The following is a 14,292-nucleotide window of genomic DNA, read 5'->3' as shown; positions in this document are numbered from 1 at the left end:
GAGCCTTAATGAAAGGTCAAAGTACATCATTCTCAAAAGGACTTATCAGACTTTATGATGCCTTCGTTTTCCTTACTGTCACAGCGCCTACCATCATCATTGCTGACGTTTGCGGTGATGATGAGTGGCAGTACGTATTCTCATTGGGTGCAGGCTTCAGACATTCAACATCAACGTGCTACATACGATAAAGCACAACAACTGTTAGACCAAAAAAAGGTCTCTGAATATAGAAAAATCAGGCCTGAAATAGCGAGTTATCCATTAACACCTTATGTGGATTATCGAGCGTTTTTGGTCGATCTTGGCAGTAAAACGCCAAAACAAGTTAATCGCTTTATTTCAGAACATAAAACGTTTCCTTTTTCTGCACGGATCAGCGCGCCATATCTGAATAAACTGGCCGCTCAAAAACAATGGAAAACGTTACTCGACTTTCAACACGATGAGCCGAAAGGAGAGCGCTACCAATGTTTGTATTACCGAGCGCAGTATCACGCTGGTAGCAAGGAGCTCGCCTTTAAAGGTGCGGAAGATTTATGGCTAAGTGGAAAGAGCGTTTCTTCATCTTGTGATCCGTTGTTTAAGGCATGGAATAACGCTGGACACCAGACTGAAAAGCTTGTGATGGAGCGGATGCTGCTGGCGTTTGAAGCACGTAACGGTAGCTTAATGAACTACCTGAAAAAACAGTTAAAAAGCCAAAGCTACTTGGATAAAGCAGCAACGATGAAGTCGTTGTACAGTAAACCGGAGTCTGTGGTTGCTTTTGCCAAAAAACACCTTGTTACGCCGTTCAATCAAAAGCAAGCCGTTATTGCGATGAAGAAGTTGGCGCGTACCGATGTAGAAAAAGCACAACAAGCGCTCAATCAAGTGGCAAAAACACAAAAGCTGGATGAGAAAGAACGCCAATCGTTAGCGGACTATATTTCTTTCCGTTTGATCAATACCGATTCAGCTTCTTTAGCCAAATGGCGAGATCAAGCTATCTCAACCTCAAAAAATACCGCGTTGATTGAGCGACGAGCTCGATTAGCCATTCAACAGCAAGATTGGAAAGGGCTGCAAAAGTGGATTGCCACTTTACCGCTAGATAAACAGCAGTCCATGCGTTGGCAGTATTGGCTTGGTCGTAGCGAGATTGCGTTAGGCAAAGCCAATCAAGGTAAGAAACGATTGGAAAAGCAGGTTGGTCAGCTGAATTTTTATAGTGTAGCTGCCGCAAAAGAGATCCAGCAATCGATCAATTATTCTTTTGCGTCACTGACGTATAAACCTGAGACGGTAAAGCCGTTTTCAAAAACATTAGCGCGTATTGATGAGCTGATTAAGGTAAACAAGATAGCGGCAGCAAAAAGTGAATGGCGTTGGTTATTACGCAATGTGACTGAAGAGCAATCGGAAATGTTAGCTGCGTATGCGGCTAGTAAACGTTGGCACCATCTGACGGTTACAGCCAGTATTCAAGCTAAAATGTGGGATAACATTGAGATGCGTTTCCCTGTCGCTCATCGCTGGTGGTTTAACTTTTACGGCGATAAACATGATATCGACCCGATCACTTTGATGTCATTAGCGCGTCAGGAAAGTGCATTGGATGTAGAAGCTCGTTCACCAGTCGGTGCGCGCGGTATTATGCAGATCATGCCATCAACAGCCAAATACACCGCTCGTAAATATAAACTCTCATATCAAGGGAGCAATGATCTTTACGAGGTTGGAAAAAATATCGAAATCGGTAGCCAATACCTCAAGAGCTTATTGGAAAAGTACGATAACAATCGAATTTTTGCTTTGGCGGCGTATAATGCAGGGCCACATCGTGTAAAAACTTGGCGCGAGCGTACCCAAGGTAAGCTTGATGCTTACGCATTTATTGAAGCGATCCCATTCAATGAAACCCGTGGTTATGTGCAAAATATATTGATGTTTGAAACATATTATCGCGAGATTTTAGGTGTTGATGGTGCGTTCTTAAATCAGAATGAAGCAAGTGCCAAGTACTGATAAGGAATAGTTAAAATTCATGGCAGCACAACCTGAGTTCCAAGACTGGCAGCAGATCATTGCACTAATAAAACAGAGCGTCGATAAAGAGCAACATGATATGTTATTGACTATGTTGCTCACGCCTGATGAGCGCGACGCACTGGTTGCTAGGGTTAATATCTTTCATGAACTTCTGAAAGGGGAATTGTCCCAGCGTCAGATCAGCCAGTTACTAGGAGTTGGGGTTGCGACGATCACTCGGGGATCTAACGAGCTCAAATCGAAGAGTACCGAAGAAAAAGCTTTGATAGCTGAATTGCTAGAAAAGCATTAAAGAACAAAGGGAGCCTAGGCTCCCTTTGTCATCTCTACAGATTTGCACGGAAATGTTCTGGGTTAATAAAAGGAATAAGGGCTAAGATCAATGCTTGGTGATAGACCGAACTTCGGGTCAATTGATGGTGGGTTAATAATCCAATCGCTCCACCTTTTTGTTTGATATTTTCTGTCGCAAAAACTTCGTCCATGACATCACCAAGCTCATTGGAATCGTTTAGCTTTTCTAATACCTGAGGGGGGAGCATTAAGCTTGAAGAGCGTGACTCTCCTCGTACCTTATCTGATTCAATCACCATCCAAGCAAACGTCATGTTGTCTTCAATACCAGCTTCTAGCCCAACATAAAAGTCACCATCTTTTTGAAGCAACTTGGCGTTCTTGACACGATTTAGCGCACCAAGGTGTGTTTCAGTATCACTGAATGGTTGGTCCGCGACTTCGCTGGAAACGCTAACGCCAACAAATTCAAAAGATTGATCAGGAAAAGTAGTGTTAAAGGCGCTTTCAACCGCCTTTATTTTAGCTGGGTTAAGCGAAGCTACGACGACCTTCTTCACTTTCATGTTCGGCTCCATTATCAAGATTATTGGGGTGAGTGATTTCTTGTAGTGTTAGTGGTTTAGACAAATAGAACCCTTGCATGTAATCACAATCGTTTTCTGCCAGCCAACGATGGATCTCGGCGGACTCTATCCCTTCCGCGGTCACTTTCATCGATTGAGAATGACAAAGCTCAACCAGCGGCTTAATCACTTTTTGATTATTGGTTTTGAGCAGTGCTGAAAGAAACTCACGGTCTAATTTTATTTTCTGTACAGGGTATTCTACCAATTGAGTGATAGAGGTATAGCCAGAGCCAAAATCATCGATCGCCAGTTTGTAACCCATAAGCGATAGTTCGTGCAACAAAGAGTAGCTTTGAGAGTCGGTTGCGAAAGTTTCTGTAATTTCGAAGTCTACCAGATGAGGCACTACTTTATGCTGCTCTGCTGCCGCTTCAATGAACTTGGCCAGTTGAAGTGAATCTAATTCGGCTGATGATAAATTAATTGATAACTGAATTGGGTGTTCATGGGCTTGTTGCAACTGAACAAAATCGTGGAAAGCTTGATTAATCACCCAGCGATCGATTGCACCAAACAATCCGGTTTGTTCCGCAATGGGAATAAATTCACTGGGGGTAACCGTGCCTAGCTTAGGTGAGTGCCATCGCAACAAAGCTTCTACACCAACGACGTTCGTGCCTAATGCATCGAAATAGGGTTGATATAACAGAGAGAACTCATCGTCGAGCCTGCCGCTGCGAAGTGCTCGCTCAATTTGAGCTTTGCGACGGACAACGCTATCGAGTTCTTGAGAGTAATAAGCAACTTGGTTTTTTCCTGCTCGTTTCGCTTGGTACATGGCGGTATCGGCATGTGAAAGCAGACTGGTGATGTTATCACCATCTTCAGGGTAACATGCAATACCAATACTGGCGGTGATTGGGAAGTTGCCTAACGGCGAATTATGATTAGCCTGAATAGGCTCTAATATGGCAGTTGCAAGAGCATCTGCCAGCGCACTTTTGTGGGCCGAAGAGATAAAAATCGCGAATTCATCACCGGACAATCGTGAGGCAAGACATTTAATGCCATGTTTTAACTCATACTCTTTACACAACGAACGAACGTGTTCGGCAAAATTAACCAATAAAGAGTCACCTTGGTGATGACCATATTTATCGTTCACGTATTTAAAGTTATCCAGATCGATATACAAAATCCAAGCATGAAGGCTATTGAGCTTATTTGCCAAAATACGTTTGACGTACATTTGAAATTGATAACGGTTGGCCAATTGGGTCAAGTGATCGTATTCAGCCATTGCTTTCGTTTTTTGATAACTTGAGTTTAGTTCGTTGTACATGTCGTAAACACGTGCAGACAAACGACCAATTTCATCTTCACTGGAAAGGCGCTCAATGTTGCTGCGTTTACCGAGTTCGACCAATTGTAGCTGGTGATCAATACGGGCTATTGGGCGAGTGACATGGCGGTAAAGAAGCAGTGAAAGTAACAAGACGGTGATCGTTGAAGAGGCGAGATACGATAGCATCAATTCGTGCTCTAAACGGTTGAGCTTTCGTTCCAGCAGATAGCGGGCAGGATCGAGTGTAGCAAACAGCCCGGGCTTGAGCTCTACCGATTGCGTCATGCCAGAGCGGATCACCGGATCATCACTAAAAAAGATACTGCTGTCGTTGTCGAGTTCAATAATTCGTCTTAGATCATTAAATTTGTTCAGAGAGAGATGGACTATGATAAAAAACACATCGTCTGTTTCATAGCTAAGTGGGGCTCTTAACGTGTGTTTGTCGAGGATGTCGTAACGAATGAGGGTGGTATCCCCTTGATAGTCATGCGTATAGCCGATATGCGTTTTTTGCTGGCTATGTGCAAAGACCTGACGGACATAATCGAGAACGTTTTGATCTTGCTTGGAAAACGGATCATTGCGGTTATCGGCAAAAAACAACATGTTCATTTGGTTATCAAGAATGGTCACAGCGACGTTATCTTGATTATTGGTTTGAAGCGTGGCGATGGTGTTTTGTAGGTTATCGAGCACTTCCAGTTCCCGGTACGGGGTGTTGTGCTGGGTGAAATAGTTACCGATGACATCACTCTTTGTGAGCGTTAATGAGTAACTATTCAATAGCGCGCTAGATTGACGAAAATGGCCAGCTAACTTTTCCATTGTTAGCTGTAAATAACTATTTTCTCGCTTGATCAGTGAATCTTTCTGGTTGGTATAAATACTATAACTAGAAAGCGCGGCTCCCAATAGAACGACGGGTGCGACAAGCAGTAGAACTCTAGTGTTGAGCTTCATGACGTTTAAGTATCGTATTAATTATCTTAGCTCTCAGGCTAATATTTTCTGCCGACAAAGGGCTATCAATTTGCCCCTGTTCGACCCTCTCCCTGTTTGGAAACAATGATGCATCATTTAGGTACCATTCTGGCAATAGTTTTAATGCACTTGAATTCGGTGTTGCAGCTTTAACATCTATTGCATTTTTTGCAGCATTAGCGGGATCCATCATAAACTCTATGAATGCTTTCGCTTGTTTTTTGTGACTCGAAGCACTGTTCACTGCTAAGCAATCCACCCAAAGGTAAATTTCGCCTTCGGGAGTGACGAATTGCCACAAATCTTCTTCGAGAAAACGGTTCATCGAGTATTGGTCGCCGCTGTAGGCAAGAGCCATCTTCATTTTATTGGCATTGGTATGGCTGCGGATGTAGCTAAGCACATATTCGTAGGACAATACGTGTTGGCTAAATTGAGCAAATATAGGGTAGACCGCTTCTATTTCTGAAGTTTCGTCGGTTAATGGCGAAGTGCCCATGCTATAAAAGAAAGGAAGAAAGCTATCAACGCTGTCATTTAGCATGCCAATATGACCACGTAATTCGGCTGGTGGATTGACAAAGTCACTCCAAGTTTTGGGCGGCGTAGTCACGTTGTCTTTTCGATATACTAAACCAACAGTACCCCAAAAATAAGGTACGGCATATTTTCCACATGCCTTAAGCCATTTTGACCCATTATGGCTTCGGTTTTTCAGGTCTGAGAGATCTTCGAATTGCCCTAATTTGCCGTAAATCTGAGCCGATATATTATCTAAAACAACAATATCAAAAGGGAGCTCGGTACTGTTCAGCATCAACTGACTCCGCTGATCATCATTGTCAAAATGAGATTGCGTGAGTGTTGAATTGTTTTGATTCTCCCATTCAGTCATTAGGTCTTGGGAGAGAGTATCTTCCCATAAATAAATACTGAGTCCAGAATCGTGTGCCCGGCTGGAAAACGTTATCAGCCAAATAAGGGCTATGAATAGAGTTTTTTTCATGCCGCCGAGAAGAGTGAAGATCCATTTCATTGTATTTAGGTATTCCAGTTACTAAAACGTTGGTAACCGGAATACCGCGTATGTACATCCTTGCAACGGCAAATGGTAGGAGGATTCGCTATGCATGTCAGCTTGCAATTGGAATTATTTGAGCCAAGTAATGTTATTACTGCAACTTAACTTGTGTTGGCTTAACGTTTTCGCTTGGGTAGCAGCCTAAGACCTTCAAATGTTTCGTGAGTTTGGTTAATTCAGCTAATGCTAATTGCATATCATCAGAATTTAGATGTGCTTCTAAATCGACATAAAACATCTCTTCCCATGGATTCCCCATAATTGGGCGAGACTCTAACTTAGTCATATTGATGCCAAAGCGTTGCAAAACAAGCAATGTTGCGACTAGTGAGCCAGCTTCTTGAGAGGTCGACATGATTAATGTGGTTTTAGCCGGAATTTGTGTCGAAACCTCAACAGGTTTGCGAGCGACAATAATAAAGCGAGTATGGTTCTCTGTTTGATTGGCAATATGGCCTTGAATTGGTTGTAGGCCATACAGTTTTCCGCTTGAAGCATTACCAATAGCCGCGACATCACTTCGATTTAGCTCTTTTACTTTTTTCATTGCATCAGCAGTGCTTGCGCAAGATTCCAGCGTCACCCCTTTTAGGCGGCTAATAAACTCACTGCATTGTTGATGTGGCTGCGGATGTGAGTACAGGGTTTGAAGCTGTTCAATGTGCAATTCAGATGTTGCGAGTAAGCAATGTTCAATCGGAAGAGTTAACTCACCGACAATGTATAACGTGGTGTGCTGGAGCAAGTCATACACCTCATTGATAGAACCAGAGCTGGTATTTTCAATTGGCAGCACACCATAATCAGCATGACCCGCTTCGACGGTATTGGTGACCTCTTTGAAGTGCTCACAGTTTAACTCAACCAGCTCCATATTTTTGCGGCTGAAGTATTCACGACTGGCTAAGTGCGAATATGAGCCCTTAGCGCCTAGAAATGCCACTCTTGCTAACGGTTTTCTGCTTAGCTCAGGGTTGGTTAGGTTTTGAAGGTATGATTGCTGTAGCAGTACTGAATCTTCAATGATGGTATGGAAGAGTTTAGTGATGTATTGGGCATCAAGGTTGTATTTCGTGTGACCATTGTTAATCAGCTTGACTAAAAGCTGTTGTTCCCGCTCTGCATCACGCACGGGTTTAGAGGTTTGAACCTTACTTTTTGCCACTTCAATACTCAACTCACGACGCTCGGAGAGGAGCTTTAACAGCTGATCGTCGAGTTCATTGAGCCGTAGACGAATGTCATCGAGTGAGTATTTTTGTTTGGTCATTCTGGGTTCCTTAAACAATGAAAAAAGCCTCCCGTTTGGGAGGCTTTCTGTTCGTTTTTGACTTTCTTTCTGAAAACGAATTAGCCTCCAAGGTTACTGGAGAAAAAAGAAGTCAAAAAAGAACAGAGTGGGATTTTGCATAAATAATATCTAAATAATGATTTCTTACCCACAATAAGCAAGGGGGGCGGGAGCGTCAAGCAAAAAAATAGCGCCCGATTAGGCGCTACTTTTTGAATCCTCCAGTGGTAGATTATTCTACCTCTTCAACTTCTGGTTTGTCCGCTCGGCGAGCTTCGGACTTATGGCTTAACTTATTCAGTTGACGCTCCAGTTTCTGTTCAACTTCATTAACGGCTGCATAAAGATCTTCATGCACTGCTGAAGCAACAAGTTGTCCTTTGGGTACCGTAATTACAGCTTCAATTTTCTTTTGTTTATTTGGTTCTTCACTGAACGTTGCCTGACAACTGATGATATCAATTTGCCATTTTTCTAACTTCTTAAATTTGCTCTCAATATGAGTGCGGATTGCAGAGGTGATTTCGATTTTTTTGCCAGTGATGTTTACTTTCATAGATTTTTCCTCTGTGTCATCCCTCATGGGTTAACTCCAGATTACTTATTCAGAGATAAAAGAATGTGATTTAGATCACTAAAGTGAGAGGGTTTTTATTGATGAAATTTTATTGTGATCAATCGCAAAGAGTCCTTATTTTTTTGCTAAAAAAAGCTTGTACTCAAAACAAAAGTCATTAGATTTGAAAGGGTAGCTTGCTAAAAAACTTCCACTTTTTAGGGACTTTTTACAGCCTGATAAAAGTGCCTGTCTAATCTTTGCCCACCCTCATTTTGTGAATTAAATTCCGAAAATTCCTTTATTGTTTTCTAACAAACGCTGTTTTGAAATGCGTTGGATCATTAGCATAAAAAAAGCCGCTCAGAGTGAGCGGCTTTAATTGTTAGATGTAGTGCGGTTAAATTGGATTTAGTTCCATTAAAGCTTTAGTGCGTTCTATCGCATCTTCCAATTTGAGCTGTTTATAAGCTTCAAGTTGAATTTCTAAAGACTTACGTGCAGCTTCTGTATTGGGATAAGTTTTTTGCAGCTCTTGTGTACGATTGATTGCTGCAATCCAAGCTTCCCTACGTAGATAGAAGTCCGCCGTAGCAAGATCATATTCTGCAAGGCGATTCTTTAGCGCATACATACGTTTTTGAGCGTCTTCTGCATAAGGACTCGTTGGGTAGCGTTCAAGCAACTTCTTAAAGTCGGCAAAAGCCGCTTTGACTGGCTCTGGATCGCGATCGCTACGATCAACACTAAAGAGGTCATGCATAAAGTTTCTATCCTGAGCCATGTGCGTTAATCCACGCATGTATAGTACCCAGTCTAACTTTCCATGAGTCGGGTTTAAACGCATAAAGCGTTCAATCGTGGCTAACCCGAGTGCTAAGTCATCATTTTTATAATACGCATAGATAAGATCTAGCTGTACTTGTTCAGAGTAAGCACCAAATGGGTAGCGTGAGTCGAGCGCTTCCAGTCTTTCGATAGCGGTTAACCAGTTACCACTTTGCAGGGAAGTCTGTGCTTCGGCATACAGCTCAGAAGGCGGTACATCCGGAACAATCTCTTCACTGCTAGAGCAGCCAACCAATAATGATAGTACCAATAAGCCAGATAAAGTGTGCTGTTTCATGTCAGGCGTCGATCCCTTGAGATAAATATTTCTTTCGCTTCCGTTACATTCTCGCTGGTAACGGATACAATGATGCAATGCATTATTTTTCCACAGTAGTGAGCATTAGTCTCACAGTTTTTGAAAAAGTTCGATATGGCTCAGCAGATTGAATTAACGAATACCGTAAAAGATAGCCAACTAGGTCAACGTTTAGACCAGGCTATTGCCGAGTTGTTTGCCGATTTTTCTCGTTCACGACTAAAAGAATGGTTGTTGGATGGGAAGGTTCAGGTGGATGGCAATGTAATAACAAAGCCTCGTACCAAAGTCATGGGAGGAGAGTTGATCACACTTCAAGCAGAGCTTGAAGATGAAGAGCGTTGGGAAGCTCAAGATATTCCACTTGATATCGTTTATGAAGACGATGACATCATTGTCATTAATAAACCGCGTGATTTTGTGGTTCACCCAGGAGCTGGGACACCGGATGGGACGGTATTGAATGCATTGTTGCATCATTTCCCTGCCATTGCAGAAGTGCCTCGTGCTGGTATTGTTCACCGATTGGATAAAGACACAACGGGCTTAATGGTTGTGGCAAAGACCGTTCCTGCGCAAACGCGTTTAGTTCGCTCGCTGCAAAAACGTAAGATCACGCGTGAGTATGAAGCGATTGCTATTGGTCGTATGACCGCTGGTGGCCGTGTTGAACAGCCAATCGGACGTCATTCAACAAAACGTACGCTAATGGCCGTTAGTCCTATGGGGAAACCTGCGGTAACGCATTATCGTGTGGCAGAGCATTTCCGCGAACACACTCGAATTCGTTTACGACTAGAAACAGGTCGTACTCACCAAATCCGTGTGCATATGTCCTACTTGCAACATCCATTGCTTGGGGATATCGCTTATGGTGGTCGAGCTCGCATTCCATCAGGAGCGACCGAAGAGTTAACCACAATGATCCGCAACTTTGACCGTCAAGCCCTACATGCAGTCATGTTAAGGTTTGAGCATCCGGTCACAGGGGAGGAGTTAGAGTTTCATGCTCCAGTACCTGAAGATATGGTCGAGATGTCTGAAGCGTTACGTCAAGATGCACAAGAGCACGGTTTAGAAGAAGAGTTTTAACATGGATAAAGTTGTTCCCAACTGGCCAGCGCCGAAAAATGTCAAAGCGTTTAGTTCTACACGACTTGATGGTTTTTCAACAGGCGTATATCAAGGATTAAACCTTGGTGCGCATGTTGGGGATGATTTATCGATTGTTCAAACTAACCGCTACTGGTTGCAAGAGCAGTCGGAGATGCCTTCGGCGCCAGTTTGGTTGAATCAAACCCACTCAACCGTTGTTGCAGAACTGGCTTCGACCACTTCAGAGGTATTAGATGCCGACGGTGCTTTTACCACTAAACGTGCCGTGGTTTGCTCTGCAATGACAGCTGATTGCTTGCCTGTTTTATTAACCAATAAATCCGGTACGCAAGTTGCGGCCGTTCATGCTGGTTGGCGTGGCCTTGCTAATGGCATTGTTGAAGAAGCGGTGGCTAAGTTTGATGGCGAAGTCATGGCTTGGCTTGGACCCGCTATTGGTGCGAATGCATTTGAAGTAGGAGAAGATGTTCTACACGCTTTTATTAGTGTTCATCCTACGGCTATTGAAGCGTTTAAACCGATTAAGACAGGCAAATGGCTTGCAGATATGAATATGCTAGCAACGATACATTTAAATCATTGTGGCGTGAGTGATGTTTTTAGCTGTGAGCTATGTACCTTTGAAAACCCAGAGCGTTTTTACTCGTTTCGCCGCGATGGTGTAACTGGCCGACAGGCCACCTTCATTTGGCTAGAATAGCCACGAAATATCTTTCCCCAACCCCTTGAAAATCGTAGACGCCGCAGCCATCTTTCATACTGATTAAAAGATTTTATCTCAGTTGAGTTTAGGAAGGTTGATATGCGTCTTGATCGATTCACTAGTAAATTTCAAATCGCTATCTCTGATGCCCAATCATTGGCGTTAGGTCGCGATCATCAATATATCGAGCCTGTCCATTTAATGGTTGCATTGCTAGACCAAAATGGTAGTCCCATTCGTCCATTGTTAACCATGCTGGACGTTGATGTTACCCACCTACGTTCAAAACTCAGTGAAATCCTAGAGCGTTTACCAAAAGTCTCTGGTATTGGAGGAGATGTTCAGCTCTCAAGTGCGATGGGGACACTATTCAACCTTTGCGACAAGGTGGCTCAAAAGCGTCAAGATGCCTACATCTCATCTGAAGTGTTTTTGCTTGCAGCCCTAGAAGACCGTGGTGCTTTAGGTTCTTTGCTTAAAGAACTAGGTCTTACTGAAACAAAAGTAAATGACGCGATTGAGAAAATCCGTGGTGGTCAGAAGGTTAACGACCCTAATGCAGAAGAGATGCGTCAGGCACTGGAGAAGTTCACGATTGATCTAACCGAACGTGCCGAGCAAGGTAAATTGGACCCTGTAATAGGTCGAGATGATGAAATTCGTCGTACTATTCAAGTCTTGCAGCGTCGTACCAAAAACAACCCAGTGATCATCGGTGAGCCGGGTGTAGGTAAAACTGCAATTGTTGAAGGATTGGCACAACGTATCATCAATAATGAGGTTCCAGAAGGGCTGCGTGGTCGTAGAGTATTGTCTCTTGATATGGGCGCATTGGTTGCAGGCGCAAAATATCGTGGTGAATTTGAAGAACGTCTCAAATCAGTACTGAATGAACTGTCCAAAGAAGAAGGCAACATCATTCTCTTTATTGATGAATTGCATACGATGGTTGGAGCTGGCAAAGGTGAAGGCTCTATGGACGCGGGCAACATGCTCAAACCAGCACTTGCACGCGGAGAACTTCATTGTGTTGGTGCCACGACTCTTGATGAATATCGACAATACATTGAGAAAGATCCAGCGCTAGAGCGCCGTTTCCAAAAAGTGTTAGTGGATGAACCGACGGTGGAAGATACTGTTGCGATTTTGCGTGGTTTAAAAGAGCGCTATGAGTTGCACCATCACGTAGAAATTACTGATCCTGCGATTGTTGCAGCGGCAAGTTTATCCCATCGCTATGTCTCTGATCGTCAATTACCAGATAAAGCCATTGATTTAATTGATGAAGCAGCATCGAGCATTCGTATGCAAATTGACTCGAAGCCTGAGTCGTTGGATAAATTAGAACGAAAAATCATCCAATTAAAAATCGAGCAACAAGCGCTACATAATGAGCATGATGAAGCGAGTGAAAAGCGTCTTAAATCACTGAACGAAGAATTAAGCGAAAAAGAACGTGAATTTGCAGAGCTTGAAGAGGTTTGGAATGCAGAAAAAGCCGCCTTGTCAGGTACTCAACATATTAAGTCCGAGCTAGAACAAGCAAGAATGGATATGGAGTTTGCTCGACGAGCCGGGGATTTAAATCGTATGTCTGAGCTACAGTATGGGCGAATCCCTGAACTTGAAAAGCAACTTGATTTAGCGACTCAAGCTGAAATGCAGGAAATGACGTTACTGCGAAATAAAGTAACGGATGCTGAAATTGCAGAAGTGCTTTCAAAGCAAACTGGGATTCCGGTTTCTAAAATGCTTGAAGCTGAAAAAGAAAAATTGCTTCGCATGGAAGAAGTTCTGCATAAGCGTGTTATTGGCCAAAAAGAAGCGGTAGAAGTAGTTTCGAATGCAATTCGTCGTAGCCGAGCTGGGTTATCTGATCCTAACAAACCGATTGGCTCTTTCTTATTCTTAGGTCCAACAGGTGTGGGCAAAACCGAACTATGTAAAACCCTTGCGAATTTTATGTTCGACAGTGAAGATGCCATGGTTCGTATCGACATGTCGGAATTTATGGAAAAACATTCTGTCGCCAGATTGGTTGGTGCACCTCCGGGTTATGTCGGTTATGAAGAAGGGGGCTACCTTACCGAAGCTGTCCGTCGTAAACCATATTCAGTCATCTTGTTAGATGAAGTAGAGAAAGCGCATCCAGATGTGTTCAACATTTTGCTGCAAGTGTTAGATGACGGACGATTAACTGACGGGCAGGGGCGCACGGTTGATTTTCGTAATACGGTTGTGATCATGACATCGAATCTAGGGTCATCCAAGATACAGGAAAATTTTGCTGCTCTAGATTATCAAGGTATCAAAAATGAAGTGATGGAGGTTGTGACTAAACATTTCCGCCCGGAATTTTTAAACCGTGTTGATGAGAGCGTTGTGTTCCATCCATTAGGCCGTGAACATATTAAGTCAATCGCATCAATTCAGTTATTACGTTTAGCTAACCGTATGGAAGAGCATGGTTTTGAACTTGAAGTATCAGACAAAGCACTTGAGTTAATTGCGCAAGTCGGGTTTGATCCTGTTTATGGTGCACGCCCATTAAAACGTGCAATACAGCAAAGTGTCGAAAACCCACTAGCAAAAGCTATTTTAGCTGGTGAGGTTATGCCTGATAAGAAAGTACAACTGGTGGTTAGTAACGAGCAAGTGATAATACATCAGTAAAACTGAATTGTTTGTGGTTGAAAAAGGAGCGTAGTCGCTCCTTTTTTTATCATCTTGATTAAAAGGTGAACGAACAGTTTGAAAGTGCTGTTTTTTTTGTTTTTTACTATTGTGTTCCCAAAGGAAGTGCCTATAATGCGCCTCCGTTGTCACGGGATATCGAACTAACGATAATAAGGCAACAAAGGTCATGAGGATAAAAAATTAACCTCAAGAGAAATAACGAAAAAGTGTTTGACACTGAATGTTAACTCGCTAAAATGGCCGTCCACTTGAGCGAAGCTCAAAAGGAAAGCTCTTTAACAATATAAACCTATCAATCTGTGTGGGCACTCGTTGATGATAATCCAATTAGAAGCTTCGGCTTCAAATTAGGTTTCAATGAAACGAAGTGACCATTCGAATTGGGAGGCAGCCTTGAGCTGTTTTGTTTTACTTTTTCAAAAGTGAAAACCAATAAGAGCACAGTCAATTCAAACATTACTTATGTAATGTTCAG

11 protein-coding genes and 1 other annotated feature are annotated in these 14,292 nt (G+C 42.9%); of the genes, 5 read left to right on the top strand and 6 right to left on the bottom strand.

Annotated features, from left to right (window positions below):
* Positions 1 to 54 precede the first annotated feature (54 nt).
* Together sltY and trpR are read left to right on the top strand one after the other, a co-directional pair.
* Positions 55 to 2,010 carry a murein transglycosylase gene (gene sltY, locus ACQEXS_RS16140; RefSeq protein WP_427014513.1) on the top strand — a complete coding sequence of 652 codons (1,956 nt, stop codon included), beginning with the start codon at positions 55 to 57 and terminating at the stop codon, positions 2,008 to 2,010.
* A gap of 19 nt (positions 2,011 to 2,029) precedes the next feature.
* Positions 2,030 to 2,326, top strand: coding sequence for a trp operon repressor (trpR, locus tag ACQEXS_RS16135; protein WP_427011479.1), 297 nt, complete (start codon positions 2,030 to 2,032; stop codon positions 2,324 to 2,326).
* Between the two features lie 34 nt (positions 2,327 to 2,360).
* Here trpR and yjjX read toward each other — a convergent pair whose 3' ends face one another.
* The 6 genes from yjjX to ACQEXS_RS16105 all read right to left on the bottom strand — a co-directional run bounded on the left by yjjX (position 2,361) and on the right by ACQEXS_RS16105 (position 9,280).
* Positions 2,361 to 2,894, bottom strand: a complete 534-nt coding sequence (gene yjjX / locus ACQEXS_RS16130; protein ID WP_427014512.1) for an inosine/xanthosine triphosphatase — start codon at positions 2,892 to 2,894, stop codon at positions 2,361 to 2,363.
* The gene (locus ACQEXS_RS16125; protein ID WP_427014511.1) at positions 2,860 to 5,205 is read right to left on the bottom strand and encodes a putative bifunctional diguanylate cyclase/phosphodiesterase; all 2,346 of its coding nucleotides are present in this window, start codon (positions 5,203 to 5,205) and stop codon (positions 2,860 to 2,862) included. The genes yjjX and ACQEXS_RS16125 overlap by 35 nt, the downstream gene beginning before the upstream one ends.
* A complete protein-coding gene (locus ACQEXS_RS16120) occupies positions 5,189 to 6,262 on the bottom strand; it encodes a polyamine ABC transporter substrate-binding protein (RefSeq protein ID WP_427014510.1) in 1,074 nt (357 codons plus the stop codon). The genes ACQEXS_RS16125 and ACQEXS_RS16120 overlap by 17 nt, the downstream gene beginning before the upstream one ends.
* A gap of 136 nt (positions 6,263 to 6,398) precedes the next feature.
* Positions 6,399 to 7,577: a prephenate dehydratase gene (gene pheA, locus ACQEXS_RS16115; RefSeq protein ID WP_367988279.1), complete on the bottom strand. Its 1,179-nt coding sequence runs from the start codon at positions 7,575 to 7,577 to the stop codon at positions 6,399 to 6,401.
* Positions 7,578 to 7,594: 17 nt separating this feature from the next.
* Positions 7,595 to 7,716 (bottom strand) — a sequence feature (Phe leader region).
* A 114-nt stretch (positions 7,717 to 7,830) separates the two neighbouring features.
* Positions 7,831 to 8,154: a ribosome hibernation-promoting factor, HPF/YfiA family gene (gene hpf / locus ACQEXS_RS16110; RefSeq protein ID WP_367988280.1), complete on the bottom strand. Its 324-nt coding sequence runs from the start codon at positions 8,152 to 8,154 to the stop codon at positions 7,831 to 7,833.
* A 400-nt stretch (positions 8,155 to 8,554) separates the two neighbouring features.
* Positions 8,555 to 9,280 carry an outer membrane protein assembly factor BamD gene (locus tag ACQEXS_RS16105; RefSeq protein ID WP_367988281.1) on the bottom strand — a complete coding sequence of 242 codons (726 nt, stop codon included), beginning with the start codon at positions 9,278 to 9,280 and terminating at the stop codon, positions 8,555 to 8,557.
* 135 nt (positions 9,281 to 9,415) lie between these two features.
* On the opposite strand from ACQEXS_RS16105, the gene rluD reads away from it, so the two are divergent.
* The 3 genes from rluD to clpB all read left to right on the top strand — a co-directional run bounded on the left by rluD (position 9,416) and on the right by clpB (position 13,793).
* A complete protein-coding gene (rluD, locus tag ACQEXS_RS16100; protein ID WP_427014509.1) occupies positions 9,416 to 10,393 on the top strand; it encodes a 23S rRNA pseudouridine(1911/1915/1917) synthase RluD in 978 nt (325 codons plus the stop codon).
* Position 10,394: 1 nt separating this feature from the next.
* On the top strand, positions 10,395 to 11,117 hold the full coding sequence (gene pgeF, locus ACQEXS_RS16095; protein ID WP_427014508.1) for a peptidoglycan editing factor PgeF: 723 nt from the start codon (positions 10,395 to 10,397) through the stop codon (positions 11,115 to 11,117).
* 102 nt (positions 11,118 to 11,219) lie between these two features.
* Positions 11,220 to 13,793: an ATP-dependent chaperone ClpB gene (gene clpB, locus ACQEXS_RS16090; protein WP_427014507.1), complete on the top strand. Its 2,574-nt coding sequence runs from the start codon at positions 11,220 to 11,222 to the stop codon at positions 13,791 to 13,793.
* Positions 13,794 to 14,292 lie beyond the last annotated feature (499 nt).

It is taken from the genome of Vibrio sp. TRT 17S01 (genome assembly GCF_050113695.1).
In the GTDB taxonomy this organism is placed as follows: domain Bacteria; phylum Pseudomonadota; class Gammaproteobacteria; order Enterobacterales; family Vibrionaceae; genus Vibrio.
Note: the sequence above shows the minus strand (reverse complement) of the source record. Positions and strands in the feature narration are given on the sequence as shown.

Excerpts from the sequence above, each read along its gene's own strand:
- sltY (WP_427014513.1), top strand. The coding sequence starts at position 55 with ATGATGCCTTCGTTTTCCTTACTGTCACAGCGCCTACCATCATCATTG.
- trpR (WP_427011479.1), top strand. The coding sequence starts at position 2,030 with ATGGCAGCACAACCTGAGTTCCAAGACTGGCAGCAGATCATTGCACTA.
- yjjX (WP_427014512.1), bottom strand. The coding sequence starts at position 2,894 with ATGAAAGTGAAGAAGGTCGTCGTAGCTTCGCTTAACCCAGCTAAAATA.
- ACQEXS_RS16125 (WP_427014511.1), bottom strand. The coding sequence starts at position 5,205 with ATGAAGCTCAACACTAGAGTTCTACTGCTTGTCGCACCCGTCGTTCTA.
- ACQEXS_RS16120 (WP_427014510.1), bottom strand. The coding sequence starts at position 6,262 with ATGAAATGGATCTTCACTCTTCTCGGCGGCATGAAAAAAACTCTATTC.
- pheA (WP_367988279.1), bottom strand. The coding sequence starts at position 7,577 with ATGACCAAACAAAAATACTCACTCGATGACATTCGTCTACGGCTCAAT.
- hpf (WP_367988280.1), bottom strand. The coding sequence starts at position 8,154 with ATGAAAGTAAACATCACTGGCAAAAAAATCGAAATCACCTCTGCAATC.
- ACQEXS_RS16105 (WP_367988281.1), bottom strand. The coding sequence starts at position 9,280 with ATGAAACAGCACACTTTATCTGGCTTATTGGTACTATCATTATTGGTT.
- rluD (WP_427014509.1), top strand. The coding sequence starts at position 9,416 with ATGGCTCAGCAGATTGAATTAACGAATACCGTAAAAGATAGCCAACTA.
- pgeF (WP_427014508.1), top strand. The coding sequence starts at position 10,395 with ATGGATAAAGTTGTTCCCAACTGGCCAGCGCCGAAAAATGTCAAAGCG.
- clpB (WP_427014507.1), top strand. The coding sequence starts at position 11,220 with ATGCGTCTTGATCGATTCACTAGTAAATTTCAAATCGCTATCTCTGAT.